The sequence below is a fragment of the Stomatohabitans albus genome (assembly GCF_036336025.1).
Classification (GTDB): Bacteria; Actinomycetota; Nitriliruptoria; order Euzebyales; family Euzebyaceae; genus Stomatohabitans; species Stomatohabitans albus.
In genome coordinates this window covers 284,444-310,614 of record NZ_JAYKKE010000001.1, presented here as the reverse complement: position 1 = coordinate 310,614, position 26,171 = coordinate 284,444, and the positions used below count along the sequence as shown (strand labels likewise).

Below are 26,171 nucleotides of genomic sequence, written 5' to 3'. Positions count from 1 at the left end.
TCGGCAGCTATTTGTGATTCATCCTAAGCCCTAACCGGCGAGAAGGAACAATGGGTACGAGTGAGCTCGTACGTTTACGACCATAGGGGCGAACCGGTACCGGTGGCGGTACCGGTAGTGGTTGGGCCTTAGCGATGGGGCGTACCGGTTTATCAATGTCAAAGACTGGCAGGCTCCACCCTTTCTTCCAAGCCAGCATCCGCAAGATGAATGCTGAGAAACTGGCAATAGCACCGGCTGTAAACCGAGGAATATCCAGCGCTAATTGGGCAACAAGAAGGGCAGCGGCAAATGCTGAAATGATGGCGTATAGCTCGCCACGAAAGACATAGGGCTTAACTTGTAACAGCGTGTCGCGTACAAGCCCACCGCCAACACCAGTCAAAATAGCCATCAAAATGGCAATCTCCCATCGCCAGCCAAGATCGAGCGTTTTAAGGCAACCAGTCACGCTGAACACACAGAGCCCGGCGGCATCAAGGCTCAGCGCTACCCAGCCTGGGAGCCGGTTTTTGGATACGCGAACCATGATTTGACCAAGAACTCCGGCAATGGCGATAGACCAGAAGTACCCCATATTGGTGGTCCAGAATGGCGGGACATTCAAGATGACATCGCGTACCGTGCCACCACCGGCTGCGGTGATAAATGCGATAACAAAAACCCCGAACCCGTCAAGTTGTGCACGTCCGGCGAGTACGACACCGGAGATAGCGAAAAAGGCGAGGCCGAAGCACTCAACCCCAAAAAATATTAGTTCAGCAGTGGTCAACAGGGGTTCCTCTCGAGGGGGTTCACGATCTCACAACCCATCATGATGCAGGATTGCCAAGTCCAAAGGAGACAATGCTAGAGGCTTAGGGACTTGTACACGCAGGAGACCTAGCCATAAAGGGACTTATGAGGTGGAAAAGGTACCTTCTCCTGGTCTACGGTGCTTGCTATGACTACTGAATTCCGCACCGAAGCCGATTCGATGGGTGAGATGCAGGTTCCTGTATCTGCCTACTATGGGGCCTCCACGGCCCGTGCTCTTGCTAACTTCCCGATCAGTGGCCAGGGGATTCCGCCAGCGCTGATTCGTGCCCTTGGGTTGATTAAGCTCGCGGCAGCCCACGTGAACGCCGAAAAGGGTGTTATCACCGCTGAACAGCATGATGCGATTGCGAAAGCTGCCCAAGAAGTTGCTGATAACAAACTGGATGACCATTTTGTTGTGGATGTGTTCCAGACCGGTTCTGGGACGAGTTCAAATATGAATACGAATGAGGTCGTCGCAAACCGTGCTACTGAGATTCTTGGTGGCGCGATGGGGTCAAAACTTGTGCACCCCAATGACCACGTGAATGCTGGACAGTCATCAAACGATGTGTTCCCCACAGCAGTTCATTTAGCTACCTATGACGCGACGGTAACCAAGTTGCTGCCTGCAATGGAATACCTCCACAAGGCGCTTGATAAGAAAGCCAAGGAATTTGCTGATGTGGTGAAGAGTGGGCGTACCCACTTGATGGATGCGGTGCCAATCACCTTGGGTCAAGAGTTCAGCGGCTATGCCCGCCAGGTTGAACTGGGTATGGATCGGGTCAAGGACGCTCTCACCCGTGTTGCTGAATTACCCATTGGTGGAACCGCGGTCGGCACCGGCTTGAATGCACCAGAAGGGATGACTGACGGGGTAATCAAGCAACTGCGCACGTTGACGGGGCATGATGGACTGATTGAAGCGGTAAACCACTTTGAAGCCCAAGCTGCCCGTGACGCCATTGTGGAACTGTCTGGTGAGCTGAAGGTCATTGCGGTCAGCCTGACCAAGATTGTGAATGACCTACGCTGGATGGGATCTGGCCCACGCACTGGGTTTATGGAAATCCGCCTCCCAGAAATCCAGCCTGGATCATCCATCATGCCTGCAAAGGTGAATCCGGTTATTCCTGAATCAGTATCTATGGTGTGCGCACAGGTGATTGGGAACGATGCGGCCATCACCGTCGGTGGGTTACAAGGCCACTTTGAACTGAATGTGTTTATTCCGGTGATCGCCCGTAATGTGCTTGAATCCATCACCCTCCTGGCAGCAAGCTGCACCAACATGGTTGACAAGATGGTTGACGGCATTGAAGCCAACGCCGAACGGTGCACCGAACTTGTTGAAAAGAACCTCTCCACAGTGACGGCCATGGTGCCCGCCGTGGGGTACGACTTGTCTGCCAAGATGGCGAAGCGTGCGCTCAAAGAAGACCGGCCACTCCGCGAGGTTTGCTACGAAGACTCTGGCTTGTCAAAGGAAGAAGTGGACAAGCTGTTGGACATGAAGAAGATGACCGAAGGCGGCGTACTTTAAGCTCCTGCCCTTTGGTGAGATGATGCAGCGCGAGCTTTGGCTCGCGTTGCTTTTGTTTGCCCATTGGCCTTTGTCTACGGCCACGAAGCCTTAGGTGGCATCACCTAAGCACGTGGTTGAGCTTAAGCGGGTATCTGGGGCCGACCGTTACGGCACGGCTAGTAGCAGTAACCAAGTAACTTGTTGCAGACAATGAGGTGCGGCTGGTCTATCTCGCATGAGGTGAAGACCTCCCCGATGCCGCGTGACCAGCTTGATTGCCAGCCAAGCCGACCAAGGTCCAAAGACGGAAGGAATACGCATACTTCATCGCTAGGTATCCCCTAGGCCATCCTAGATTACGATTTGTAATTGGCTTTCCACACAAAGTGATTTGTTGGTTGGTTTGGGGTGGAGGCTGGCAGAGTGTTATTCAACAAGGCAGACACTAATCCTTCAAGGAGTTTTTATGAACATCAACACCCTCAGCGTTCTCGGTTTAATGGCCGCCATGCTTGCAGGTGCAGTGATTGAGGTAGAAGCTCCGGTAGCTGCCTAGGCGAAGAGAGAGAACCAAACGCAAGCACCCGACCGATACGGTCGGGTGCTTGCGTTTGGTGCTACAGCGTGTGGTGCGTGTGCGTGAGCAACGTAACCGACTCATACAACGAGAAGCATTGGTCACCTTCATCGACCCAGATCTGTAGTGTTCGTTACACCTGATTAAACCCCTATTTCATCAGATAGGTAATCTATGGGTGACTTTAGTTATTAAAAGATAGTTGTTATTTACTCATCTGCTTTTCTAGATTGGCGTCATCCTATCCTTAACATGAAAAGAAAGACGCCAATGAATATGCCGATTCCCGATGACCAACCATGGTTTGCTGTGGATGAATCTTCAACGGCCCCGATAGAGCCACCAGTCATGTTAGTAAATGGGATACAAGTAACTAGTCATATTTATGAGTGGTATAACCATGAAATCGATAAAACTACTATTCAAGAACCGCCACCTGAAGCCTTTCCAGATTTATTTTCAAATATACCAAATACTGATAAGGCAATAACTATAACTATCCAAAGCGATATTATGCCATTCCATATCTATATTCAACAGTTTAAGGATGTAGATATTAGTGGAGATGTTGCTATCGAACCATTTTATGAAGACTTCTCACCACTAGAAAGTCAAAGTCGAATAACTAGACATAATCAGGCTATTTCTTTCACTATTGATCCTAAGCCGGGAAAGAAGTATTTTACCGTAACGCCTATTTATCTTAATTATAATTTTTACGAGAACCCTGATGGAGATGTGCCCTATCATAACAGCACAAATTATCTGTTTAAAATGGTTCAGGTGTTGGATTAGACGCATAACAACACGTCGCAGCCAACACCTGAACAGGATTTAAGCGTTTTTAGCTGGGGTTATGGGTGGGGGAGCGCCTCCCCTGGTCCGCAATGGCGGGGGCGGGTTTGTTGGAGGGGCGAACTTCCGGGCGACCACGCGGGTCAAGGCGGTCCATGCGAACGTCTACGACTTGACCGACGTGCCACTTGCCATCCGTGGTTGCCATGCCGTGTTCGACAAGCTCAAGGCTGACCTTTTCACGTGGGGGTAGCCCCAACATGCGCGCCGCAGGCAAGAACGCCCCGATCCCGGCACGGGTCAACCGGACACGGGCACCAGAGGCGGTGAGCTCCGTAATCTGTGCTGGTGTCGGCCAATGCAACCCGCCGGTCTTTCGCGGCAAGAACACCGCCCACAATCCCGCACGCTCTAAGGCTTGGGTGCGGTTGGCTCCTCCGGTTCGGTAGTCAAGCCATGCCGCCAACTTTTCCAAATCATCGGTCGTGTACGGCAGTGCTTCGTTTGCGAGATGAGCACGTACCTGGCGATGCACGATGAGGTCAGCGTAGCGTCGCAGTGGGCTCGTGAAATGGGTGTACGCAGTAGACCCCATGGCGACGTGACCATCAGGCTCAACCACATAGGTGGCTCGACCAACTGAAGAACCGGCAACCACGGCGAGCATATCGGCATCATCGGTGTTGCCAGCAGCTCGGAGATCAGCCACCGCCTGCATAATTTCTTCCACTGATGGACTGTCTGGGTCCGCCACATCGACCTTAAGGGTCTTCACCAACTTGGTGAGAGTCTCCAAGCGTTCAGGATCAAACCCGGTGTGTGACCGATACAACAAGGGGATACGGCGTTCGATAGCCCATGAAGCTACTGCCTCATTGGCGGCCACCATTGCGGTTTCAACCATTTGTTGGGCGCCGGGGTACTTATTCGCCTTCTTGAGCACGATGCGCCCATCTTCAACGCGAAGCTCCACTTCTTCGCGGGTGAATAAGTCATCAATCGTGATGCGCCGTTCACGGTTTTTTGTGAGGCGCTTACTGACTTCCTCAAGGGCATCCATACACACCTTGATTGCGCCTGCTTTACCTGTGGGAGCGCTATGGGTATTCCCTGGTCGCAAGAGCGGCGCTAAGTCACCCGTGCGCAGCCACTTTTCAACACCCTCATAGCTCAGGCGGACAGTCGGGCTTATCCACGACAGGCTCACCTCAGCCCCGGTGACGGTTCCATCAGGGTAGACCAGCATACGAACGGTTACGGCACGACGGTCTTTCTGGGCATGCAAACTCAGCTCGTCCTCGCTGAGTTTGGGGTCCAGCATGGACATATTGGCGCCACTGGCAAAATACGACGTGGTGGCCATCGTGCGTGCGTATTGGTCGGCTGTTGAACCGATCCCTACAGTGCCTGCCGCATCAGCGATATGCACCGTGAGCAGGACTGGATCAGTATCATCTCCACTCCACGCGGCACTGATGGCATCATCAAGGTCTTGGGTCGAATCATCATCAATCGTGACACAGGTTTCGTGGCGACGATCAATCAGTTCCGCTGCCGGACCGGGCACTGGCCCCTCTAGGGCGCTCATTTCACCGGCTAGGCCTTCTTGACCATTCGTCATACGACCCAGCGTTACTAACGACCAGCGCACCGCCAACTTGGAATCAAGGTCAACAGCTTCAACCCCAAGGGGGAAATCAGAAGCGTTGGCGGCACCATGTGCAATCACAATCGCACTTGCCCGAATCGCAGATGGTGCTTCAACCGGAGCTGGTTGGGTTACCTGAGCGGTGCAGGTAGCCCGCCCGTCATTGCTGACCATTGCGACAACTTGACGGCCTTCGGCATGGCGGAGTGCATCACTCATCGCGTCGGTCATGGGAATCTCACCGTTACCGAGGCGTGAATCGAGTTCGAGTACCATCTTGCCGGCAAATGGACGAATAACCCCAACGACAAAGCGGCGTGGGCGTTTAACAAGGCTCAGTTCGTTTGCCGTTAATCGGTCTTGATCGTCGACTTCAAGACGAGCGGTAACCACATCGCCGTCAATCCAGCCACTCCCAACAGCGGGAGGAACAAAGACACTCGTCAGCTCATGGCGCTGGCCGGTGTCATCTACAACGACGGCATGACCGCCTTCAACATCTACGAACCCAAAGCCGCGGCTATGCGGCGTGTATCGCCCCGTTACCTGCACTATGCCACCAATCTGTTGTATGCCTCTTGCTCATGGTTAGGTAGGAAAAGCTACCCGTAGTGAACGATTCTTGTCCACTTAAACGCCTAAGAGAAAACAGATTAAGCTACCAATTGAGCATAACGGCTCTATTCGTCATTCAGAAAGGAATGCACATGGCTTCACTTACGTTCCGGGGAACACCCGTCAATACGAATGCTGACTTTATTGCCGCAGGTGCAGTAATGCCAGAAGTCAAGGTGGTTACGGGCACGCTGGATGAAATCCAGGCAAATGAAGTTTCTTCTGGCACCGTCATTTTGAATATTTTTCCGTCCATCGACACCGGAGTGTGTGCAACAAGCGTTGAGACCTTTTCTAGCCGTGCCAAAGAAGAAGATTTAAGTGTTATCAATTTGAGTGTAGATACACCATTTGCGCAAGAACGGTTTGCAGCAGACAACAATATTGAAGGGGTCACGTTTGGGTCATTTGCCCGTAATCGTGACGGCCTTGCCAACCTGGGTGCATTGATGGTTGATGGTCCGCTCGAAAATTTTGCGGCCCGTAGCGTTGTCGTTGTTAAAGACGGCAAGGTTGTGTACAGCCAGCTTGTCGAAGAAATCGCTCAAGAACCTGATTATGACGCGGCCATCGCCGCCGCAACGGCCTAACTGTACGGATAACTCATCATTCATGAAGGCAAACTGTTCGGTTTGCCTTCATTGCGTTCTCCTTGGACGGGCCGAGGTCTGGCACAATCAAACCGATTCAGCAGGATGCCAAACATCGTAACGACCAATCCATCAAGGTGAACCATAGGTAGCAATAGAGCTTGGTTCTAATGGGCTGGATTGCTTTGGGTTGCAGTAATGTGAGTTGGACCCGCAAAGGTGCTAATGTTCTTCACCGAAGTTGAGCTACCCATTCGTTGGGTACGGGAACCCGGTGCAAATCCGGGACTGGCGCGCAACGGTAACGGTTACATATTTGTGAAATGCCACTGGGAAACCCTGGGAAGGTCGCAAATACGCAAAAGCCGGAGTCCGGACACCACAACTTCATTGACATATCAACCCAGAGCCTCGCGTACAGGCTCGAGGCATTTGGAGCATTCCCTTGAACCCAAGGAAGGCAATTCAGGGAGCAGCAAAGCGATACGCGTTGGTGCTTGCCCTCATTATTCTTGCAATGACTGCGGTCAGCGTCGTTTACTCCGTCAATATCGGATCTGAACCACTTGATAGTGATGCCGTATGGGATGTAGTCCGTAGTCACCTAACAGGGGTAGAGAGTCAAGACAAAACAGTTGAATCAATCGTGTGGGAACTGCGGTTCCCGCGTGCCATTCTTTCTGTGGTTGTCGGTGCAGGCCTAGGCTTGGCTGGCTGTGGCATGCAAACCCTGGTCCGCAACCCCCTTGCTGACCCCTATCTCCTCGGTGTCTCTGCCGGCGCTTCGGTCGGGGCAACGGCAGTGATTACGTTCGGCATTTTCTCGGGCTTTGGATTGTGGGCTATTTCAGTGGGTGCACTCCTTGGGTCTATAGCTGCAGCCCTTTCCGTATATATGGTTGCGCTTGCCCAAGGCGGTCTCACGCCCATTCGATTGGTGCTCTCAGGCGTTGTCCTATCCGCTGCGTTTTCGGCGATCGCAAGTTTTCTTGTGTTCAAAGGCCCTGACCCTCGGGCAGCCCAATCCGTACTTTTTTGGCTCCTTGGGAGCGTTTCTGGAGCTCAATGGGACAAATTGGCTATCCCTACCGCAACGGTGATCCTCTGTTTCTTGCTCTTCATCCTCGGTCACAACTGGCTCGACGCACTGGCTTGGGGGCCTGACGCTGCAGCCTCCCTCGGTATCCCGGTCAACCGGCTTCGACAAGGCCTCTTTATTTTGCTCGCAGTCCTTGTTGGGGTCCTCGTCGCCGTTTCAGGTGGGATCGGGTTCGTTGGACTCGTCATTCCTCACCTCTGTCGCATGGTGGTCGGATCTTTACACCGACGGTTACTTCCTCTGGCCGCCGCCTTCGGTGGATTCTTCCTGTTGTGGGTGGATGTCGTTTCACGTGTCGTTGCCGCACCCGCAGAAGTACCGCTCGGGGTGGTCACCGGGATTATCGGTGCACCTGTCTTCTTATTTGTGATGGGTAGGCGAAGCTATGGATTTGGAGGCGCATCATGACCCACCTTGTAGCTGAATCACTCACGTGCAGTATTGGGCAACGAGAGATTGTCACCGATATCAATCTCCACGTCGAACCACATACGATGACGGCCATCGTTGGGGTCAACGGGGTTGGCAAGTCCACCCTGATGCGGGTGCTGGCCGGCATTAACCCGGCAACAAGCGGTCGGGTCCTTATCGACGATGTTGATATTGCCACCGTGTCCCCCCGTGCTCGGGCGCGCATGTTGGCCTTTGTCGCCCAGGAAGAAGCTGCCCCTGAAGATTTGACCCTCACCGAGATGATTTCTCTCGGTCGGTTGCCTCATATGATGCCCTGGCAGGTGGGTGGCAAAGAAGAGAAAAAGATTATTGCGACATGCCTAGAACTTGTGGGGTTGACACACCTCGCTGATCGTGAGTGCAGGCAGCTCTCCGGCGGTGAACGGCGACGGGCCATGCTGGCCAAAGGATTCGCACAAGGCACCGATCTGCTCTTGCTTGACGAGCCGACCAATCACTTGGATGTGCACCATCAAATTCATCTCCTGCAAACGATGCGAGAAAGTGGGCGCACGATCATCGCCACGATTCATGACCTTGACCTGGCGATGGGGTGGTTTGACCGCATTGTGATTCTTTCTGATGGCAAAACCCTTTCAGCTGGCTCGCCCGAATCAACGATGACCACCCACAATCTTGATGCCGCATTCGATGTCATCTCACGGCAAATACCGCCCAATGAACATGGGGTTTCCCACCTCGTTATTGATGGGCTCACCGAACGAACTGTACACACTGAAGACAACTAAAGGAAAAACAATGATTACCTCGCCATCTATTAAGGTCGCTGCCTTGCTGAGCATGTCAGTACTGGCCTTGAGTGCTTGTACTACCCCGTCCGACTCACCATCTGCACCAGCTGATACCTCATCTACGGCCAGTGCCGCTGAATCAACGGCTGCAGCGGACGACGCTTCACCTTCAGCGTCAACCGATGTCGCCAACGCATCACAGAGCGATGGTCCGGTTACGGTTACCAACTGTGGTGAGGAACTGATGTTGCCAAAACAGGCGACAAAGATGTATGTCAATGATGGCAACATCATCTCGTTGGCACTAGCGGTAGGGGCTGCCGATGAAATCACTGCAGTGAGTAGCCTCCAACGTGATAAGGCCGTATTGAAGCAAAAGTTTGGCGATGTCGTCGACGGGCTTAACGTGGTAGCCGAGAAATACCCGACGCTGGAATCCATTATTGCCGCCGATCCTGACCTGATGGTTGCTGGGTGGAATTATGGCTTCTCAGAGGGGAATAACTTAACGCCCGATATTCTCAAGGAGAAAGACATCCCGTCCTATATCCTCACCGAATCTTGCCGTCAAGAAGGCACCACCAAGCGGGGTATTATCGACCCGTGGGAAGCGGTTCGTGTTGACTTGAATAACTTGGGTACGATCACGGGCCATAGCGATACCGCTAAGACGGTGGTTGACGATTTAGATATGCGGCTCAAGAAACTTGATGATGCCGCAAAGCCTGAAAAAACCCCCGTGGTATTCCTCTTTGACTCAGCCAAAGACACGATCTTTTCGAGTGGTTCCTTTGGCGCACCCAATGCCATTATCAAGACGGCTGGTGGTGTTAATGCGACTGAGGATGTTGAGGACACCTGGACAACGGTGACCTGGGAAAAGCTGGCCGCGAATGAGCCTGATGTTTTTGCATTCGTTGAATACCCGGGCCAGACCTACGACGAAAAAATCCAGATTCTCAAGACGCACCCGATTACCAAGGATATGGCCGCGGTAAAGGAAGAACGGTTTGTTAACCTGCCCTATGCCCTATGGACGGAAAGTCCAATGAATATCGATGCGGCTGAATACCTGCGCAAAGCATTGGAGCAATACAACTTGGCACCCGCATCGGATATTACGCCTCAACTTGATATGCCTGCTGATATGCCGGGCCTGGATAAGCTGCCCAAGAAGTAAGTTGCCTATTCACTTGCCACAAAGGTGAATCAATAACGGACCAACCAATCGGTTGGTCCGTTGTTGTTGCACTCTGGTGTTATGAGGACGCTGGGACGGGATCGCTCGGGGGGAGAATATCTGGGACAGGACCACCTCGGGGGACAATGAACCAGATAATGATCAGCAGGACAACGATAGCGATAACCAAACCGATGATGCGTTCTTTGGTTACATGTTGAAACCTGTTCTTGTTCATGGGTAACACATCCAGAAGAAGATGGGGTTAAGAAACCAATCCAAAAGATGTGGAACGATTACATAAAGTAAAGCCCCATCAACAATTGCGGCAATCGTGCGTGGTACAAGTCGTTTGAAGAAAATATGCATGCGCAAACCCAGGTAGTCATTACGACGGGCAGATAAATCTCCCTGGCCAGGTGTAAATGTTGAATTCAAGCAAATGCGAACTGAACACCTTGCAAGCAAACAGTCCCATCCCCATTGGGATAAGAAAGAAGAGCTCTCCAAACAGTGCCTTAAGGTTCAGTATCTTAGTCTTTTCGGGGGGGGGCTGGTGATTAGTGTGTGACAACGCTCGTTCCTAACGGTCGTTCAACGTAATGAGAAATGTGACTTCATGATGCACTCATCAACCTGCATCAAACAGAAACAGCACTATTAAGCCACTCGTATCGCAGGAGCGTCAAACGGTTTAAGGGTAGGGCTAACTTTTGATGGCAAAGAAAAGTCGCGGATTGTATTGATCGCCTCCATCGCGGTATTGACCGCAGTGTCAAATCCAATAGTGAAGTCAGTGCCTGACAAATCGTTGTCGATGGTGCCCGGAATACCGATGACGTGGAAGTTGTGTTCTTCGGCTAATTTCTGCCCACCGGTCTGTGAGCCATCACCACCGATAATGACGATGCCCTCAACCCCTTGTGCGTTCGCAAAGCATTGGAGCGATACAACTTGGCTCCCGCATCGGATGTGTAAACGCAGCTCGATATGCCTGCTGATATGCCGGGCCTGGATAAGCTGCCCAAGAAGTAAGTTGCCTATTCACTTGCCACAAAGGTGAATCAAATACGGACCAACCAATCGGTTGGTCCGTTGTTGTTGCACTCTGGTGTTATGAGGACGCTGGGACGGGATCGCTCGGGGGGAGAATATCTGGGACAGGACCACCTCGGGGGACAATGAACCAGATAATGATCAGCAGGACAACGATAGCGATAACCAAACCGATGATGCGTTCTTTGGTTACATGTTGAAACCTGTTCTTGTTCATGGGTGACACGTCCAGTAGAAGATGGGGTTAAGAAACCAATCCAAAAGATGTGGAACGATCACATAAAGTAAAGCCCCATCAATAATTGCGGCAATCGTGCGTGGTACAAGTCGTTTGAAGAAAATATGCATGCACAAATCCAGGTAGTCGTTACCACGGGCAGATATATCTCCCTGGCCAGCTGTAAATGTTGAATTCAGATAAATACAAACTGAACACCTTGCAAGCAAACAGTCCCATCCCCATTGGGATAAGAAAGAAGAGCTCTCCAAACAGTGTCTTAAGGTTCAGTGTCTTAAGGTTCAGTATCTTAGTCTTTTCAGGGGGGGGCTGGTGATTAGTGTGTGACAATGTTAACTCCTGACTGTTGCCTGGTTGAATTAAACCACCTGGGAGAACAGGACGCTAAATCATCTCAAGATATAGATAACTTTTGATGAGTTCGTATAAAGAAGAATATAAAAACACTGAATAGCGTTTCTTTACAGTTCCTACGGCATTATCTAAATAATGTGCAATATAAAGTATGCCTGTGCTTAAATCTACTACCCCAGGGTAACGTATTGCCGATGAGATGGTGTATTCACCGAGGCTTGTCCTTTGCTTTGGACCTAAACCGGATTGGCTCAACGCGTTCACAGGCTGCTAGCTAGCGGTCATAGCAACATAACAGGCTCGCCATTGCGAGCCTGTGTGGAGATCGTTTGAGCGTGGGTTAGACCTGTCGGAAGCTCATAACCTCAGCTTCAAATTTGGTTCCCGTGGGGCCAGCCCATGTCACCTTGGCACCCTCTTTTGAACCATTGATGGCGCGCCCCATCGGGCTGGTTACACTGACGATTTCGAGGTCAGTATCAGCCGCATCTTCGAGCGAACCGAGGAAGATGTCGTAGGTTTCACCATCTTCCTTGATCGTGACGGCCATACCAACGCGCGCAAGGCTGGTATCGGCTGAGTCTTCAACGATTTCAGCGTTATCCAAGCGAGCCTGGATGACACGAATACGGTCTTCGTTCATACCCTGCTCATCTTTGGCGGCATGGTACTCAGCGTTTTCTTTTAAGTCGCCATGGTCACGCGCTATTTCAATACGTTCGGTGATTTCATCACGAACCGTTGTGGTAAGTTCCTCCAACTCGGCTGTAAGACGGTCAAAGGTTTCTTGGGTCATTTGTTCCATAACATCCTCCGTTCGTCAGCCAGATTAGCGGGCGAGTCGGTCCATCATCTCGACAAGGTCAAACATGTCTGCATTCCGCTCGGTTGTCTTTAATCGGGTAAAGGGGGTATGGACGATTTGGTGATAGCGCTCACCGACCATCACACCGGTTTTACCATCAACCAGAGCCTGAACGGCAGCGTCACCGAGTCGGGCACCAAGTACACGGTCGCGCATGGATGGGCTCCCACCGCGTTGCATATGCCCAAGATTGGCAACACGTATGTCAAGGTTCTCGGTGCCTTCGCCGTTTTTAACCATCTCCGCAATGGCTTCTGCTCCACCGAGGTTTTCACCCTCAGCCACCACAATAATGCTAAAGCGTTTATTGAGTTTGAAACTCTCAAAGATACGCTCTCGGATATGAGCAATATCGTCTTCTCGCTCAGGAATCAGTGCGGCAGTTGCGCCGGTTGAAATCCCCGCATACAGGGCCAACCATCCTGCGTGGCGCCCCATGACCTCAACAAAGAAGGTGCGATGGTGGCTAGATGCAGTGTCGCGGATTTTATCAATCGCCTCCATCGCGGTATTGACCGCAGTGTCAAATCCAATGGTGAAGTCAGTGCCTGACAAATCGTTGTCGATGGTGCCCGGAATACCGATGACGTGGAAGTTGTGTTCTTCGGCTAATTTCTGCCCACCGGTCAGTGAGCCATCGCCACCGATAATGACGATACCGTCAACCCCTTGTGCGTTAAGATTGTCGGCTGCTTTGGCTCGTCCTTCGGGTGTTCGGAACGCATCAGAACGTGCCGTTCCAAGTATCGTGCCGCCGAGATGGAGAATGCCCGATACTTCTCGGGCATCCATCAGTCGCATATTGTTTTCAATCATGCCTTGGTAGCCGTTTGACACGGCAATCGTCTCAATACCTTTGGCATCCGCGGAACGAACGACCGCTCGAACCGCTGCGTTCATACCAGGGGCATCGCCACCGCTGGTAAGCAGTGCGATCCGAGAAATATCTGACATTAGAAGCCTTCCTTATCCGCGTGTATGTACCTAAACAATAAAGGTTGGAGCCTTAATCGGCGCCAACAACATTACGTTTATGCCAACAGCTTAATAAACTGTGGAATATGTCAAGCTTCTTGTACCGGTTGTACGCACGAAAGTTAGAACAAGAAGTCACGGCCGGAGTACTTCCTCGCCACGTGGCCGTCATTTTGGACGGCAACCGTCGATTTGCCCAAGAACGCGGATTAGCTAGTGCAGAAGCGGGGCACCGGATGGGAGCTGAGAAAATCTTTGAGTTTCTCGATTGGTGCCAAGACCTCGGGATTGAATGGGTCACATTGTGGCTATTAAGTACCGATAATTTGAACCGAGATCCTAAAGAACTGTCAGCCCTCGTTTCTATTATTGACGAAGCGGTAAACGGTATTTGTGACCAGGCTCCTGAACGTTGGCCAGATTTGTCTATTGACTCCATTGGTGCAGAGATGGATTTGCCAGATCCGCTCCGGTCAACATTGCAACGCGTCGCAGCAATGCCCAAACATGAATCTGGTATGCATCTCCAAGTAGCTGTGGGCTATGGCGGTCGTGAGGAAATTACGGAAGCCTTCCGTCGCTTATTGCGTGAGCGAGCCGAACAAGGCGATTCCATTGATGATGTTATTGCCGATTTAACACCAGAGATGATTGGCAAACATGTTTGGACGGCCACGAGTCCAGACCCCGATTTAATTATCCGGACCTCAGGAGAAATTCGCCTGTCTGGATTCTTACTTTGGCAGAGTGTGCACTCAGAATTCTATTTTTGTGACCCCTACTGGCCGGAGTTCAGACGGATTGACTTCCTGCGTGCCCTCCGTGAATTCGGACAACGTAATCGCCGGTTTGGGCGCTAATCTAGCTTACATAATCCAATTAAATACAAAGTAATACAATTATTTCCAATATCAGTAACGTGGCGGTACAAATGAGAGGGCCAAGGCTATGAGTGTTGAAGCAACAGCTATTGACGGGTTATTCGTCGTCCGGTGGGACACCTTCGGCGATGATCGTGGGTTTTTTCGCCAGACCTATCAAGTCAAGGAATTAGAAGAAGCCCTTGGGCGTGAGGTGAAATTCAAGCAGGGAAACCATAGCCATTCAGTGCCTGGAGTATTGCGGGGTTTCCACGCTGAACCGTGGGATAAATGTGTGTATGTCGTCAGTGGCTATGCCTTCGCAGCTATCGCCGATATCCGACCAGACTCGCCCACCTTCGGCAAGGTTGAAACCTTCATGCTGGGTGAAGAACCAAATGGTGAGCGTATCCGCTTGTATATCTCCAAGGGATTAGCCAACAGCTTTCTAACCCTCGGCGTAAAAAATGTTGACTACCTCTATGACGTAACTGACTATTACCAGGCCGGTGTTGTCCAGCCCGCAGTGGCATGGGATGACCCTGACTTAGCCGTGGACTGGCCATTGCAGAACCCAATCCTCAGTGAAAAGGACCAAGCTAACCCCACCTTGCGGGAATTGATTGGTGACCACCCATCGTTCTCATCGTGAACCCCATCTGCCCCGATGGGGTGACGGTAAAGGATTTGTCCTAGGCGCGCGCTAACGCGAGGCGCTGGAAGATTTCATGGGCATCTTCGGTCATATCCGGGGTAGGAGCACGCCACAATCCGTCGGGATCCATCGTCCAGGCTTTGACGTCTGGCTGGAGCACCACATCAAGGATTTCTTGTAAACGGGCACGATTTACCGCATCAACTACAGGGATAATTGCCTCAACTCGGCGATCCAAGTTGCGGGTCATCATATCGGCAGACCCCATGAGATATTCCATACCCGTCTCTGGGGTACCAAACCGGAAGATGCGGCTGTGCTCCAAGAACCGTCCAATAATGGACCGCACCGTAATGTTGTCGCTCAGGCCAGGTCGGCCAGGCAATATTGCACACATTGTGCGTACGATGAGTTGTACGGTCACCCCTTGTTGGCTAGCGGCATAGAGTTCATTGATGAGCTGGGTATCAACGAAGTTGTTGCACTTCATGATGATGTGGCCACTGGTACCCAGACTTGCTTGGGCACGGATGCGTTCCACGATCTCATCGCGCATACGGTTTGGCGCAACAAGCAGGGCTTTATAGGTATCTTCTGCCACATAGCCGGTTAATTTATTGAATAGCTGGGAAAGGTCGCTGCACACGTCAGGACGTGTCGTGAAAATACCGAGGTCCTCATAGATGCCCGCCGTTGAGGGGTTGTAATTCCCTGTGCCAATATGCACATAACGGCGCAAGATGCCTTTTTCTTCACGCACAACAAGGGTCGTCTTCGTATGCGTCTTGAGGCCAATTAACCCATAGACCACGTGCACACCAGCTGATTCCAGGTCCCTGGCACGACGAATATTTGCCTCTTCATCAAACCGAGCCTTCAGCTCCACCAGTGCCACAACCTGTTTGCCAGCCTCAGCCGCATCAATAAGCGCATTGACGATCGGACTATTCTTAGCCGTAGTGCGATAGATCGTTAGTTTGATCGCCACAACCTTCGGGTCACGCGCAGCCTGTTCGATGAACTGGAGTGTCGATGAGTCAAAGTCCTCATAGGGATGGTGCACCAGCACGTCGCCGGCGCGCATGCGTGACCACATTTCTTCACGTCCACCAATAGCCCGGGAACGTATCGGTGTCCAGTCAGGATGTTTGAGATCTTGACGGCGGAGTCCAACGATTTGCCATAATCCACTCAGGTCAAGTAACCCCGGTACCCGAATGACGGTGTGTTCATCACCACCAAGGTCATCAAAGAATGGAGCAAGCATGGCTTCGTCTTCGGGATTATCTTCAATTTCGATTCGGACGACTCGACCAAATCGCCGTTGCAAGATGCCACTCTCAATCGTTTCAAGGAGGTCTGTTGACCTCCCCTCATCAAATTCACCCAGGGCATGACGGGTAACCCGAAAGACTGCGGTGCGTAACACTGGCACATTGGGAAAGAGCAAGTTCAGGTGGGCAATAATGACCTGTTCAATAGGCACGAAGACGGCAGTTATATCCGGGTTTGTTGGTTTCACCGCCACAAACCGAGGCAAATTACCCGGTACTTTCAACCGTGCTCGGGCTCGTTGCCCTGGGGTTGGCTCAACCTCAATGGCAATATTGGTGCTCAGGGTGCTGATGTGCGGGAATGGCCGACCAGGGTCAATAGCCAAAGGGGTGAGCAAGGGGAACATCGTGTCACCGAAAACTTGTTTAATTTCGGCGCGTTGCTCTGCAGTTAAATCTCCATAATTGGAAATGATGATTCCTTCATCACGTAAACGCGGAATCAAAATAGTGTGAAAAATATTGGCTAAATCGGTCGCATTTTGCTGGAGCAAATGATGGATAATGCTCAAGTGGCGATCATGGCGCATCCACTTGGGCGTGTCGGTGACATGGTCCGGGCTAGTAGCCAACCGTTCAAGGCGTTTTTGGACCCACTCATCTGTATTGCTCGCAAAAATAGCGAGGTATTTCACCCGCTCTAGTAGGGGTTCACGTTCATCAAGGGCATTACACAGTAAACGCGCATTAAAACTGAGCTGCGAGAATTCACGGTCCCCGTAGCGGGCATCGGTTGGTGCTCCTGGAAATGGAGCGAGTGGGTTGATCATAACCTTCCGATCTTGCGTATATCTTCGAAGGGATAGGGTATGTCGACCAGTAGTATTTTGAGCAGAACATGCAGTATTTCTCGTACATGAGCGTACCTGTACCCCTGAATGCCCCTCGGATATGGTGAATATGGATGTGAGGCCGGTTGCCTTCACCCTCGTTCCCATCCGGATGAAAGGACCTGATGTGAGCAGCTTAGAACCAAATCCCGTAAAGCGTATGTTGCTCTTGCATCAAAACCGCCCAACACGGCACCGCCGTGGCTTTGAAATGGAGTTGCGCGCTGCCGAAGAAGCCGTGGTGACCATCGGCTCACAGATAGGCAACCTCGTGCACCCCATGACAGAAGCATTCTTAGACGGTGACGCTCCCGCCGCAGATGAACTCTGCGGCTTTGACGCCACAGTGAGTGCCGAGTGTGCCAATCTTGAAGATGCCATTATCAGATTGCTAGCCTTACAGGCGCCAGTAGCTGGAGATCTCCGTCGTGTGGTCGCCACGTTGCGGGTAACGTCAAGTCTTGAACGGTCATGGGCCCTCTTACGCCACGTTGGTGAGTCGTTGGCCTGGGTCCATCCCCCATCCATGTCTGAAAAGCTTCGTGAAACGATTGCCCAGTTGGCTGAAGTCTCGCAGCAGATTTATCTCGGGGGTATTAAAGCGTGGGAAGAACGTGATGCCAACGCCGCTGAGAATCTTGAAGACCGTGATGACCAGGTAGACCTCTTACACAAGGTGTTACTTACTGAGCTGTATACCGGCTCTCAAAGCGTTGAAGAAAGTGTGAGTCTTGCCCTTATTGCGCGCTATTACGAGCGCATCGGTGACCATGGCGTTGACCTGGCAAAGCAGGTCGCCTATGTCGTTACTGGCCGTCATGCTGAAGGTCGTGGACTTGGTAATGCTGGACCAGGAAGGCCGGTATCCGACGAAACATCATCCCAACAACCACCAGAGGACACACCATCTTCTGGTCATGAACAGGGATAACGAGAGCAATGGCAGGCAGTGCGCATCGCCTTCATCCAGGAGGTGGTTTGCCAGGTCAGGACCCCACTCAACGCATCCTCATCGTTGAGGACGAAGCCGCCATTAATGAAGCATTGGCGTTCGGGCTAGAAGCCGAAGGGTTTGACGTTGTTACAACCTTTGATGGTGTGTCTGGCTGGGCTGCCTTTGAACAGGATAGGCCGGATTTAGTTATTCTTGATGTGATGCTCCCCGGTCGTTCAGGTACCGATATTTGCCGGATGATCCGTGCACAGTCAACCGTTCCAGTCATCATGCTCAGTGCAAAAGACTCAGAGATTGACAAGGTTGTAGGGCTTGAGATTGGCGCGGACGATTACATAACGAAACCATTTTCAATGCGGGAACTGATTGCACGGGTACGTGCTGTTCTTCGTCGGGTAGGGGACCAAGGGCACGAAGACTCTGCGGTAAGTCTGTCTATGCATAATGTGCACATTGATACACAACGCCATGAGGTGCAGGTGCGTGGCAAATCGGTAGACCTGCGTCCGAAGGAATTTGCCCTATTGGAATTATTGGTCCGTCATGCCGGGCATGTCCTGGGACGGGACATGATTATTGAACATATTTGGGGGGCAGATTATGTCGGGGACACCAAAACCCTCGACGTCCATATCAAACGGATTCGTGCGCGTATAGAACGGGACCCCAAACAGCCAGAGCTCATTCAAACGATTCGTGGTGTTGGTTATAAGTTCATCGACTAACGATCTATATCGGGTAGGGGGAGGCAATGAACAGCGCGAATGTGCCTAGCCTGGGGTCCATCTTAGATACGATTCCGACAGCGGTTATTGAGTTTGACCACGGTTCCCTGGTGTATGCAAACCAAGCGGCTCGGCGCCTCTTTTCACTTGACCGCTGGGATCCCGATAATCCTGTCGCTGCGCTTGGCAATGCCGCATTGGTTCATGCGCTTGAAACAACCACAACCACAGGCACGCTCCAAGAAGTAACCGTGGAGGTGCACGATAGCGTGGTCCAATGTGCTACAAGCCAAGTGCCAGGTAAGGCCGTTGTAACACTCGTGGCGACGGATATTACAAGTGTTGAACGTGTCCAGGCTATGCGCCGTGACTTTGTGGCAAATGCCAGCCATGAATTAAAAACGCCGGTTACTGGCATCTTGGCGTTGGCCGAAAGCCTAGAACTTGCGATGGAACGTGACCCTGTTCGTGCCAAACAGATGGTCCACCGCATTCGAAAGGAAGCGGTTCGGTTATCTCAGCTTGTTCGTGAACTCCTTGACCTCAACCGAATAGAGGAAGGGGAACGTCGCGAAGGTGAGGGGTTTGATCTGCGGTTTATCTGCCTAGACCAAGTAGCCCGCATCGGAACACTAGCAGAGAGTTTGCACGTGACGGTTCGTGCGGATATTCCTGATCCAATCATCGTCGTAGGCAGCCGCGAGAATATGAAGACCATTGTGAGCAATTTGCTGACAAATGCCGTGAAATACAATAAGCCTGGCGGGGAAGTTGTGATTACAGCGTGCCGTCAGCCGACCCGCATCGAAATCGTGGTACGTGACACAGGGCTAGGGATTGCCGAGGAACATCTAGATCGTATCTTTGAACGTTTTTATCGCGTTGACCAGGCACGAAGTCGTGAAGCAGGAGGAACCGGATTAGGGCTGAGCATTGTCCGTCACGCCGTTGAACAGATGGGTGGAACGATTACCGTGGAATCAGCGCTGGGGCAGGGGACCAGGTTTAGTGTGCATATCCCCGTAGAAGGGAATGATGTATGACCGCACCGCCTGTTTTGACTGGGCCATCTGGACGACCGATTGATCGTGATAGTGGTAAAACCCTACGGCTACCGATTATTCATCAACGCCTTGTTGAAACGTATGGTGACGGGGTTATTGAATTGAACTGGACAACCCCGCTGGAGTTATTGATTGCCACCGTACTCAGTGCTCAGTCAACTGATGTGATGGTTAACAAGATCACGGCGTCACTCTTTCAGAAATACCACGAGCCGGAAGACTACCTAGCTGTTCCCCAAGAGGAATTAGAACAAGACATTAAGTCCTCGGGGTTCTACCGGCAAAAAGCCAAGAGTATTCGTGGTCTGTGCGCAGGGATTCTCGAACGCTTTGACGGTGACGTCCCGCAAACGATTGCTGAGCTGATTACGTTGCCAGGGGTTGCGAGAAAAACAGCCAATGTAGTCCAATCGGGTGCCTTCCCTGAGGCTATGGCTACTGACCCAGACGCAGGAATTGCGGTTGATACCCACGTCATTCGATTGAGTAAACGCTTGGGCTATACCCGGCATAGTGATGCCGTGAAAATCGAACAAGACCTCAAACGCATGTATCCGCGAGACCAGTGGTCAAATGCCTCATTAGTAACGATTTTGCATGGTCGGCGTTGCTGTGATGCCCTGAAACCTGCTTGTTACCGATGCCCCGTTGAAACGCTTTGCCCATCAAGTTTGGCTGCGGGTCGAACAGATAAAGCACGGCAGGCTCGCGGTATGGGGGAGTAGGTATGACGCCCAAACCCGAGGAGTTGTCATCGCTATCGGCTTAGGCATCGGCAAAGTAGCTCGTATTCCAACCCATTGATCGATAACGAATCCACTCAGCAAGGGTTCGGATTGTTACGGCCATCGGGAGGATTTCAAGGCGTCCAGCCAGCATGTCAATAATGTGAATGAACTGGGCACCTGGAGGCAACACACTCCAGTCACCGTGACTGAGTCCACCCAGGGTGATACCGATGGTGCTCATTGAACAGGTGACCGCTGCAATAGATGTCCACGGGTCAAATCCATACATCGTGGTTCCTACTACGCTAAAGAGCCAGAGCACGATAAAGGCAATATGGAAGGCCAATACACTGCGCACCACATTACGAGGAATACGCGCTTGGCCAGGCCCAATGCGGACAGCCACAATCTGGTGCTCTCGCTGTTCAAGCATCAGTTCATTTTTCATGACTTGCCATGAAATTTGACAGCGCAGGATTTTAAGACCGCCCGTTGTTGACCCGGTCATCCCGCCCGTAAACATCGTAACGAGCAATATGAAGAGGCTGATGGCTGGCCAATCATCCCACGACACTGACGCAAACCCTGTTGTGGTAAGGAAGGAAACGGTTGTGAAGATCGAGTTAATGGGGTCGGCAACTCCAGCAAAGGCGTTTGCACCAGCCACAATGGCGCACGCAACTGCGATCCAACCGAGATAGGCCCGAAGTTCCCCGTGCACCCATATGGACGGCCATTGCCCGCGCCAGGCCCGCCAAAAGACGCCCATATCCGTTGCCCCAAACGCCATAAAGAAAGTGAGTCCAATCAGCAATATGGGGTCATTACTGAAGGTTGCAAAGCTTGTGGACTTAACGGAGAACCCCCCAGTTGCTACCGTCGTAAAGGAACTCGTGACGGCTTCAAACGGGGTTAAACCACGGCTATACAAAAACAAGGCGCAGCACACGGTTAGCGTTAAATAAACCCCAGCGAGACGCCACGCATTTGTATTGGCCCGCGGGGTGAACTTATCCGTCGTTGGTCCCGGTGCTTCTGCACCAACCAGTTCAAGACCACCAACGCCTAGTACCGGCAAGGCCATCACCGCAAGGACAACGACACCAATACCGCCAATCCATTGCGTTGATGCCCGCCAGAACCCAACGCCATAGCCGATGTGATCTAGATACTCACCAGAAAGCGTTGATGAACCAACGGTTGTGAACCCACTCGTTGATTCAAACCATGCCTGAAGGGGGTTGCTAATCACCCCGGTAAGCACGTAGGGAATGGCACCCAGTAGCGTAATAACGATCCAGGTAATGGTTACTGCGGTATAGACGTGACGGCGATGAATATGTGCAGGGGCAGCACATCCGTATATACCTAGTGCAGCTACCGCGACCATGATGAACGTTGAAATCACGAGGGGTACGCCGTGGGGTCCATGGGTGAGAAACTCAAGGGCACTCGCGATGGCAAGTGAAGTCGAGGTAACTGCTGAGGACCATCCAATGAGGAGTCCAGCAAGAAGTGGGAGACGACGTTTCATAGAAGAGTGGGACAGAGATTAGCGCATATTTGATGAAAAGGGGCTGGCGTCCATCAGAGAATCTCGAATGGCTGAGAACATCATGAGCACCGGCAGAATCTCAAGACGGCCAATTTCCATATTGACAAGGGCAACAATCAGCGCTGGTTTAGGCAGTACGGTGAAGTCGCCATTGGCGACCTCGCCTAAGGCCTGACCAACATTGGACAGGCTTGATGTGGTGGCAGACATCGCGGTCTCAACACTGACGCCGATTGCGGTCATCGCGCCAACGCTAACCACCCAGATAGCCATAAACATCCCCATAAAGCCCAGCACACTCTTAATGATCTTGTCGGGGATCCCTGGACTTGTCCGTGAGAGTCGAACACTGATGATCTCGTGGGGACGGGTTTGCTGACTGACCTCAGCAAGCCCATACCGTGCCATCACGGTCATACGCATCATTTTCATACCACCGGCTGTGGAACCGGTCATTCCTCCGGGGAATTGCACGATAAAGAGAATGAATGTTGAGAGGGGGGGCCATGCCGAGAAATCAACAACATCGAGTCCACCTGTGGTGATAAAACTCACTACAGTGAACAAGGTCGTGGTGAATACTTGTGTAGTCCACCCCAACTGCAATCCGTTGACGACGCAGGCGAGCCCGACCGCGGTTAATGTCCAGTAGATAAAGAACCGCAGCTCACCATCACGGAGTACATCACGAATATGTCCCCGGCCAATGGCCCACACCAGGCTGAGGTTGCAGGCAGATACGAACATGAAAAAGGGTGCACCTAGCACAATGACAGGGTCGTCACTCCATTCAAGTAGGGAGGTTGGCCGCGTTGAAAATCCACCGGTTGCCACGGTGGTGAGGGCATGGTTGATCGCATCGAAGGTTGGGATACCACGCGCAACGTACAACACCGCACATGCGCCGGTGAGCAGCATATAGACGAACACGATGATCTGAACGGTTTCACGAGCGCGTGGTGCGAGCCGTTCATTGATCGGTCCGGGGGCTTCGACACCGAGGAGGTCCATACCCTTAGACCCCAAGAAGGGCAAGACAAGCAGGGAGAGCGCGACAACACCAATCCCACCTATCCACTGGGTGATGGAGCGCCAAAATAACATGCCCTTACTTACGCCTAAAAGCATGTCTCCACCCAGAATGGTTGATCCTGTAGCGGTGAACCCGCTTGTTGATTCGAACCACGCATTGATGGGGTCGGTCACGGTACCAGTCAGGAGGTATGGCACCATGCCAATCAAGGGCAGGGAGAGCCAAATCCCTGTCGTTGCAATAAACACCGACCGGCGTTTCATTGTCGTAGGTGTTTCTGTTGTTAAAAACAACACCAGACTGATAAGTCCATAGGCACCGGAACACCAAGCCATCCGGGTGGTGTTGGGTCCATCGTAGATCCCTTCAACAACGGTTGAAATGCTCAGTCCCACCGAACACAGGGCCATGCTGGTTGCGAGTAAGACGCCAGTAGTCGATGGATGCCGATACCAGGGGATAACGATTCGGTCGCGCCACCGACGTCCTATGCTGATTCGCTTTGACGCCATCAGGTTCCAGGTTCGCAGAATGCTTTTCGGATATCTTCAATCCGCTCGGGCGGACATATCACGATGATATGGCCACCGGCTGGAATGGTCGTTATCCCGCGGGCAATTTCAACCTTCCCATCGATGACCACTGCGCCGATTAAGACATCTTTGGGTAAATGCATGTCCATGAGGCGTTGGCCTGCCATCGGATTGTCAACGGGGACTTCAAGTTCTACTAACTCAATTTCACTGTCCAAGAAGGTTGAAATCGACGTTATTCCTTTGTGTACAAGCTGCAAAACGGCATCGGCTGACGAGGTACGGGGGCTGATTGCCGCGTCAATACCGGCATGTTTCATCATTGGGAGCAAACTGAGGCGGTGTACAACAGCAATGGTTTCTTGGGCACCTGCTTGCTTGGCATATAAACATGCGGTGATATTTGCCGCGTCCTCACCTGTTAATGCGACCACACTGTCTGCACGTTGAATATCGGCTTCCTCCAATAACTCAATGTCTGCAATATCGCCGTGAAGGACAATAGCGGCTGGCAAGTTTTCTTCGAGATATTGGGCTCGTTCTAAATTGCGCTCGATGATAAATAATTTCCGCACACGGTATTGGATACGCTGTGCAACAAGCTCTGAGATATCCCCACCGCCGAGTAACAACACATGTTTGGGATTATGGGTTGCCATCCCGAGCATTCGGGTGACTTCTGGCCCAGCCTTGCGCGTGCACAGTACGCGAACCTGGTCACCCACCTCAATGGATGCGTTCCCACGAGGAATAGATGTCTGCCCGTCGTGGGTTAGGCCAACAAAGAGATGGTTCCATTGCTCTGGACGGGCCTTCGCCAACTCGCTTAATGTTTGCCCCTTGATCGGAGAATCTTCAGTCACCCAAGCGCCCAGGAGGAGTAATTCACCACCCGCAAGTTCGGTGACATTGAGCGCCCCTCGGTATTTCAGTAACCGTACAACCGCATCAGCGATTGATGTATCTGGGTCAATCACTTGATCTGCACGTGACAGGCTCAAGACAAACTCACGATTGTCTTCACGCAATTCTCGATTGTGAATACGGACAACCGTGTTTTCCACCCCCATACGCTTGGCTAAAGCAGATACAACGATGTTGACTTCATCATCGTTTGTAACCGCCAGAAGCAAGTCGGCTTGCTCAATTCCCGCTCGTTGGAGTACGGAGGTAGAGACCCCAGTGCCTTCAATGGCCAGTACGTCAAGCTGGGTTGAGATCTGGCGAACCCGCTCAGGCATCGAGTCAATGACAGCCACATCATGCTGTTCAGTACTCAATAATTCTGCGAGATGGGTACCCACCTCGCCGGCGCCCACAATGATGATGTACACCCAGTTCCTCCTTTAGTCGTCTCCGATGATATTGCGACCTGTAGCCTGTAATGCATGTCACCGTCACCAGTCACTGTTTTTCTTGCAGCTCCTCGTGGGTTTTGTGCAGGGGTTGATCGTGCAATCGAAATCGTAGAAACGGCACTGGCCCACTATGGCGCACCGGTCTATGTTCGCCACCACATTGTGCATAATGTTCATGTGGTTGCTGATTTAGAGGCAAAGGGTGCCATATTTGTTGAGGATTTAGATGATGTGCCCTCTGGTTCGCCAGTGGTGTTTTCTGCCCACGGTATCCCGCCCCATGTGCGTGAAGATGCCCAAGCCCGCGGGTTGGATCATATTGATGCGACCTGTCCACTTGTCACCAAGGTGCATGCAAGTGCTCGGCGTCATGCGGCAGCAGACCAAACCATTATTTTGATTGGACACGCGGGCCATCAAGAAGTCATTGGCACGATGGGGCAGGCCCCAGACCAAATGGTGCTTGTAGAAACCGTTGAAGATGTGATGGCCCTTGAGCTTGACGACCCTGACAATGTGGCCTACATCACCCAAACCACACTCAGCGTGGATGAAACCCGTGAGGTTATTGCGGCCATCTGTGAAAAGTTCCCGAATGTGCGTAAACCCAAGGGCCAGGACATTTGCTATGCAACCCAAAACCGTCAGGATGCGACGAAGGTGCTTGCTGAACAGTCTGACCTTGTGTTAGTTGTTGGTTCAGCCCATTCATCCAACTCCAACCGTATGGTGGAAGTCGCACGCACCTATGGGGCCGCGTCACATCTGATCGACGATGCAAATGGTATTGATCCGGCGTGGTTAGAGGGTGTGGATACGGTGGGCCTCACGAGCGGTGCAAGCGCACCTGATGCACTTGTTCAGGGTGTAATTAAATGGTTAAAAGCTCGTCCACGTGGGGCCGTTGTTGAACTCTTAGATGTGGTTGAAGAAGACATGCATTTTGCATTGCCATCTAAATTGCGGTCATTGCCGGTGGCAAACCGATAGGCCACCCAACAACGGCGTATGAGCGAAA

Annotated in this window: 23 protein-coding genes, 1 pseudogene and 1 riboswitch; of the genes and pseudogenes, 13 read left to right on the top strand and 11 right to left on the bottom strand. The window is 52.0% G+C overall.

Annotation, left to right across the window (positions count from 1 at the left end; all coding sequences use genetic code 11):
* Positions 1-7: 7 nt before the first annotated feature.
* On the bottom strand, positions 8-772 hold the full coding sequence (locus VCU37_RS01250; RefSeq protein WP_336248816.1) for a trimeric intracellular cation channel family protein: 765 nt from the start codon (positions 770-772) through the stop codon (positions 8-10).
* Positions 773-943: 171 nt separating this feature from the next.
* Here VCU37_RS01250 and VCU37_RS01245 point away from each other — a divergent pair, with 171 nt between their 5' ends.
* Both VCU37_RS01245 and VCU37_RS01240 read left to right on the top strand, forming a co-directional pair.
* On the top strand, positions 944-2,344 hold the full coding sequence (locus tag VCU37_RS01245; RefSeq protein WP_336248815.1) for a class II fumarate hydratase: 1,401 nt from the start codon (positions 944-946) through the stop codon (positions 2,342-2,344).
* An 811-nt stretch (positions 2,345-3,155) separates the two neighbouring features.
* On the top strand, positions 3,156-3,698 hold the full coding sequence (locus VCU37_RS01240; RefSeq protein ID WP_336248814.1) for a hypothetical protein: 543 nt from the start codon (positions 3,156-3,158) through the stop codon (positions 3,696-3,698).
* 49 nt (positions 3,699-3,747) lie between these two features.
* On the opposite strand, the gene VCU37_RS01235 is transcribed toward VCU37_RS01240, so the two are convergent.
* Positions 3,748-5,898, bottom strand: a complete 2,151-nt coding sequence (locus tag VCU37_RS01235) for an RNB domain-containing ribonuclease (RefSeq protein ID WP_336248813.1) — start codon at positions 5,896-5,898, stop codon at positions 3,748-3,750.
* A gap of 155 nt (positions 5,899-6,053) precedes the next feature.
* On the opposite strand from VCU37_RS01235, the gene tpx reads away from it, so the two are divergent.
* The 4 genes from tpx (at position 6,054) to VCU37_RS01215 (ending at position 10,035) form a co-directional block, all read left to right on the top strand.
* Positions 6,054-6,551, top strand: coding sequence for a thiol peroxidase (gene tpx / locus VCU37_RS01230; protein ID WP_336248812.1), 498 nt, complete (start codon positions 6,054-6,056; stop codon positions 6,549-6,551).
* A gap of 224 nt (positions 6,552-6,775) precedes the next feature.
* Positions 6,776-6,952: riboswitch (cobalamin riboswitch) on the top strand.
* A 116-nt stretch (positions 6,953-7,068) separates the two neighbouring features.
* A complete protein-coding gene (locus VCU37_RS01225) occupies positions 7,069-8,058 on the top strand; it encodes a FecCD family ABC transporter permease (protein WP_336249534.1) in 990 nt (329 codons plus the stop codon).
* On the top strand, positions 8,055-8,852 hold the full coding sequence (locus VCU37_RS01220; protein WP_336248811.1) for an ABC transporter ATP-binding protein: 798 nt from the start codon (positions 8,055-8,057) through the stop codon (positions 8,850-8,852). Before VCU37_RS01225 ends, VCU37_RS01220 begins: the two co-directional genes overlap by 4 nt.
* A gap of 10 nt (positions 8,853-8,862) precedes the next feature.
* Positions 8,863-10,035: an ABC transporter substrate-binding protein gene (locus tag VCU37_RS01215; protein ID WP_336248810.1), complete on the top strand. Its 1,173-nt coding sequence runs from the start codon at positions 8,863-8,865 to the stop codon at positions 10,033-10,035.
* 79 nt (positions 10,036-10,114) lie between these two features.
* On the opposite strand, the gene VCU37_RS01210 is transcribed toward VCU37_RS01215, so the two are convergent.
* The 5 genes and pseudogenes from VCU37_RS01210 to pfkA all read right to left on the bottom strand — a co-directional run bounded on the left by VCU37_RS01210 (position 10,115) and on the right by pfkA (position 13,502).
* Entirely contained in the window at positions 10,115-10,273 is a 159-nt protein-coding gene (locus VCU37_RS01210) for a hypothetical protein (protein ID WP_336248809.1), read from the bottom strand.
* A 485-nt stretch (positions 10,274-10,758) separates the two neighbouring features.
* Positions 10,759-10,956 (bottom strand): annotated as a pseudogene (locus tag VCU37_RS01205) (6-phosphofructokinase); the annotation flags it as partial.
* A gap of 193 nt (positions 10,957-11,149) precedes the next feature.
* The gene (locus tag VCU37_RS01200; protein WP_336248809.1) at positions 11,150-11,308 is read right to left on the bottom strand and encodes a hypothetical protein; all 159 of its coding nucleotides are present in this window, start codon (positions 11,306-11,308) and stop codon (positions 11,150-11,152) included.
* 715 nt (positions 11,309-12,023) lie between these two features.
* Positions 12,024-12,488, bottom strand: coding sequence for a transcription elongation factor GreA (gene greA / locus VCU37_RS01195; protein WP_336248808.1), 465 nt, complete (start codon positions 12,486-12,488; stop codon positions 12,024-12,026).
* A 24-nt stretch (positions 12,489-12,512) separates the two neighbouring features.
* Positions 12,513-13,502 (bottom strand): 6-phosphofructokinase, encoded by a 990-nt coding sequence (gene pfkA, locus VCU37_RS01190; protein ID WP_336248807.1) that lies wholly within the window; start codon positions 13,500-13,502, stop codon positions 12,513-12,515.
* A 107-nt stretch (positions 13,503-13,609) separates the two neighbouring features.
* On the opposite strand from pfkA, the gene uppS reads away from it, so the two are divergent.
* Entirely contained in the window at positions 13,610-14,383 is a 774-nt protein-coding gene (uppS, locus tag VCU37_RS01185) for a polyprenyl diphosphate synthase (RefSeq protein WP_336248806.1), read from the top strand.
* 88 nt (positions 14,384-14,471) lie between these two features.
* Positions 14,472-15,035 carry a dTDP-4-dehydrorhamnose 3,5-epimerase family protein gene (locus VCU37_RS01180; RefSeq protein WP_336248805.1) on the top strand — a complete coding sequence of 188 codons (564 nt, stop codon included), beginning with the start codon at positions 14,472-14,474 and terminating at the stop codon, positions 15,033-15,035.
* A gap of 40 nt (positions 15,036-15,075) precedes the next feature.
* Here the strand turns inward: VCU37_RS01180 and ppk1 are convergent, their stop codons facing one another.
* On the bottom strand, positions 15,076-17,142 hold the full coding sequence (ppk1, locus tag VCU37_RS01175) for a polyphosphate kinase 1 (RefSeq protein WP_336248804.1): 2,067 nt from the start codon (positions 17,140-17,142) through the stop codon (positions 15,076-15,078).
* 187 nt (positions 17,143-17,329) lie between these two features.
* On the opposite strand from ppk1, the gene VCU37_RS01170 reads away from it, so the two are divergent.
* Genes VCU37_RS01170 through nth form a run of 4 tightly spaced genes read left to right on the top strand, consistent with a single transcriptional unit; the run spans position 17,330 to position 20,671 of the window.
* Complete coding sequence (locus VCU37_RS01170) at positions 17,330-18,133, top strand: phosphate signaling complex PhoU family protein (protein WP_336248803.1); 804 nt, start codon at positions 17,330-17,332, stop codon at positions 18,131-18,133.
* A gap of 8 nt (positions 18,134-18,141) precedes the next feature.
* Positions 18,142-18,882 (top strand): response regulator transcription factor, encoded by a 741-nt coding sequence (locus VCU37_RS01165; protein ID WP_336248802.1) that lies wholly within the window; start codon positions 18,142-18,144, stop codon positions 18,880-18,882.
* A gap of 26 nt (positions 18,883-18,908) precedes the next feature.
* Positions 18,909-19,925, top strand: coding sequence for a sensor histidine kinase (locus VCU37_RS01160; protein WP_336248801.1), 1,017 nt, complete (start codon positions 18,909-18,911; stop codon positions 19,923-19,925).
* Positions 19,922-20,671: an endonuclease III gene (gene nth / locus VCU37_RS01155; RefSeq protein WP_336248800.1), complete on the top strand. Its 750-nt coding sequence runs from the start codon at positions 19,922-19,924 to the stop codon at positions 20,669-20,671. The genes VCU37_RS01160 and nth overlap by 4 nt, the downstream gene beginning before the upstream one ends.
* Before the next feature lie 40 nt (positions 20,672-20,711).
* On the opposite strand, the gene VCU37_RS01150 is transcribed toward nth, so the two are convergent.
* Genes VCU37_RS01150 through trkA form a run of 3 tightly spaced genes read right to left on the bottom strand, consistent with a single transcriptional unit; the run spans position 20,712 to position 25,129 of the window.
* Positions 20,712-22,208 carry a TrkH family potassium uptake protein gene (locus VCU37_RS01150; RefSeq protein WP_336248799.1) on the bottom strand — a complete coding sequence of 499 codons (1,497 nt, stop codon included), beginning with the start codon at positions 22,206-22,208 and terminating at the stop codon, positions 20,712-20,714.
* Between the two features lie 18 nt (positions 22,209-22,226).
* Entirely contained in the window at positions 22,227-23,774 is a 1,548-nt protein-coding gene (locus tag VCU37_RS01145) for a TrkH family potassium uptake protein (protein ID WP_336248798.1), read from the bottom strand.
* A complete protein-coding gene (trkA, locus tag VCU37_RS01140) occupies positions 23,774-25,129 on the bottom strand; it encodes a Trk system potassium transporter TrkA (RefSeq protein ID WP_336248797.1) in 1,356 nt (451 codons plus the stop codon). Before trkA ends, VCU37_RS01145 begins: the two co-directional genes overlap by 1 nt.
* A 54-nt stretch (positions 25,130-25,183) precedes the next feature.
* Here trkA and VCU37_RS01135 point away from each other — a divergent pair, with 54 nt between their 5' ends.
* Positions 25,184-26,143: a 4-hydroxy-3-methylbut-2-enyl diphosphate reductase gene (locus tag VCU37_RS01135; protein ID WP_336248796.1), complete on the top strand. Its 960-nt coding sequence runs from the start codon at positions 25,184-25,186 to the stop codon at positions 26,141-26,143.
* Positions 26,144-26,171 lie beyond the last annotated feature (28 nt).

Excerpts from the sequence above, each read along its gene's own strand:
- VCU37_RS01220 (WP_336248811.1), top strand. The coding sequence starts at position 8,055 with ATGACCCACCTTGTAGCTGAATCACTCACGTGCAGTATTGGGCAACGA.
- VCU37_RS01245 (WP_336248815.1), top strand. The coding sequence starts at position 944 with ATGACTACTGAATTCCGCACCGAAGCCGATTCGATGGGTGAGATGCAG.
- ppk1 (WP_336248804.1), bottom strand. The coding sequence starts at position 17,142 with ATGATCAACCCACTCGCTCCATTTCCAGGAGCACCAACCGATGCCCGC.
- VCU37_RS01160 (WP_336248801.1), top strand. The coding sequence starts at position 18,909 with ATGAACAGCGCGAATGTGCCTAGCCTGGGGTCCATCTTAGATACGATT.
- uppS (WP_336248806.1), top strand. The coding sequence starts at position 13,610 with ATGTCAAGCTTCTTGTACCGGTTGTACGCACGAAAGTTAGAACAAGAA.
- VCU37_RS01145 (WP_336248798.1), bottom strand. The coding sequence starts at position 23,774 with ATGGCGTCAAAGCGAATCAGCATAGGACGTCGGTGGCGCGACCGAATC.
- VCU37_RS01200 (WP_336248809.1), bottom strand. The coding sequence starts at position 11,308 with ATGAACAAGAACAGGTTTCAACATGTAACCAAAGAACGCATCATCGGT.
- VCU37_RS01180 (WP_336248805.1), top strand. The coding sequence starts at position 14,472 with ATGAGTGTTGAAGCAACAGCTATTGACGGGTTATTCGTCGTCCGGTGG.
- VCU37_RS01240 (WP_336248814.1), top strand. The coding sequence starts at position 3,156 with ATGAAAAGAAAGACGCCAATGAATATGCCGATTCCCGATGACCAACCA.
- greA (WP_336248808.1), bottom strand. The coding sequence starts at position 12,488 with ATGGAACAAATGACCCAAGAAACCTTTGACCGTCTTACAGCCGAGTTG.
- VCU37_RS01135 (WP_336248796.1), top strand. The coding sequence starts at position 25,184 with ATGTCACCGTCACCAGTCACTGTTTTTCTTGCAGCTCCTCGTGGGTTT.
- tpx (WP_336248812.1), top strand. The coding sequence starts at position 6,054 with ATGGCTTCACTTACGTTCCGGGGAACACCCGTCAATACGAATGCTGAC.
- VCU37_RS01225 (WP_336249534.1), top strand. The coding sequence starts at position 7,069 with ATGACTGCGGTCAGCGTCGTTTACTCCGTCAATATCGGATCTGAACCA.
- VCU37_RS01150 (WP_336248799.1), bottom strand. The coding sequence starts at position 22,208 with ATGAAACGTCGTCTCCCACTTCTTGCTGGACTCCTCATTGGATGGTCC.
- VCU37_RS01165 (WP_336248802.1), top strand. The coding sequence starts at position 18,142 with ATGGCAGGCAGTGCGCATCGCCTTCATCCAGGAGGTGGTTTGCCAGGT.
- VCU37_RS01210 (WP_336248809.1), bottom strand. The coding sequence starts at position 10,273 with ATGAACAAGAACAGGTTTCAACATGTAACCAAAGAACGCATCATCGGT.
- pfkA (WP_336248807.1), bottom strand. The coding sequence starts at position 13,502 with ATGTCAGATATTTCTCGGATCGCACTGCTTACCAGCGGTGGCGATGCC.
- VCU37_RS01215 (WP_336248810.1), top strand. The coding sequence starts at position 8,863 with ATGATTACCTCGCCATCTATTAAGGTCGCTGCCTTGCTGAGCATGTCA.
- nth (WP_336248800.1), top strand. The coding sequence starts at position 19,922 with ATGACCGCACCGCCTGTTTTGACTGGGCCATCTGGACGACCGATTGAT.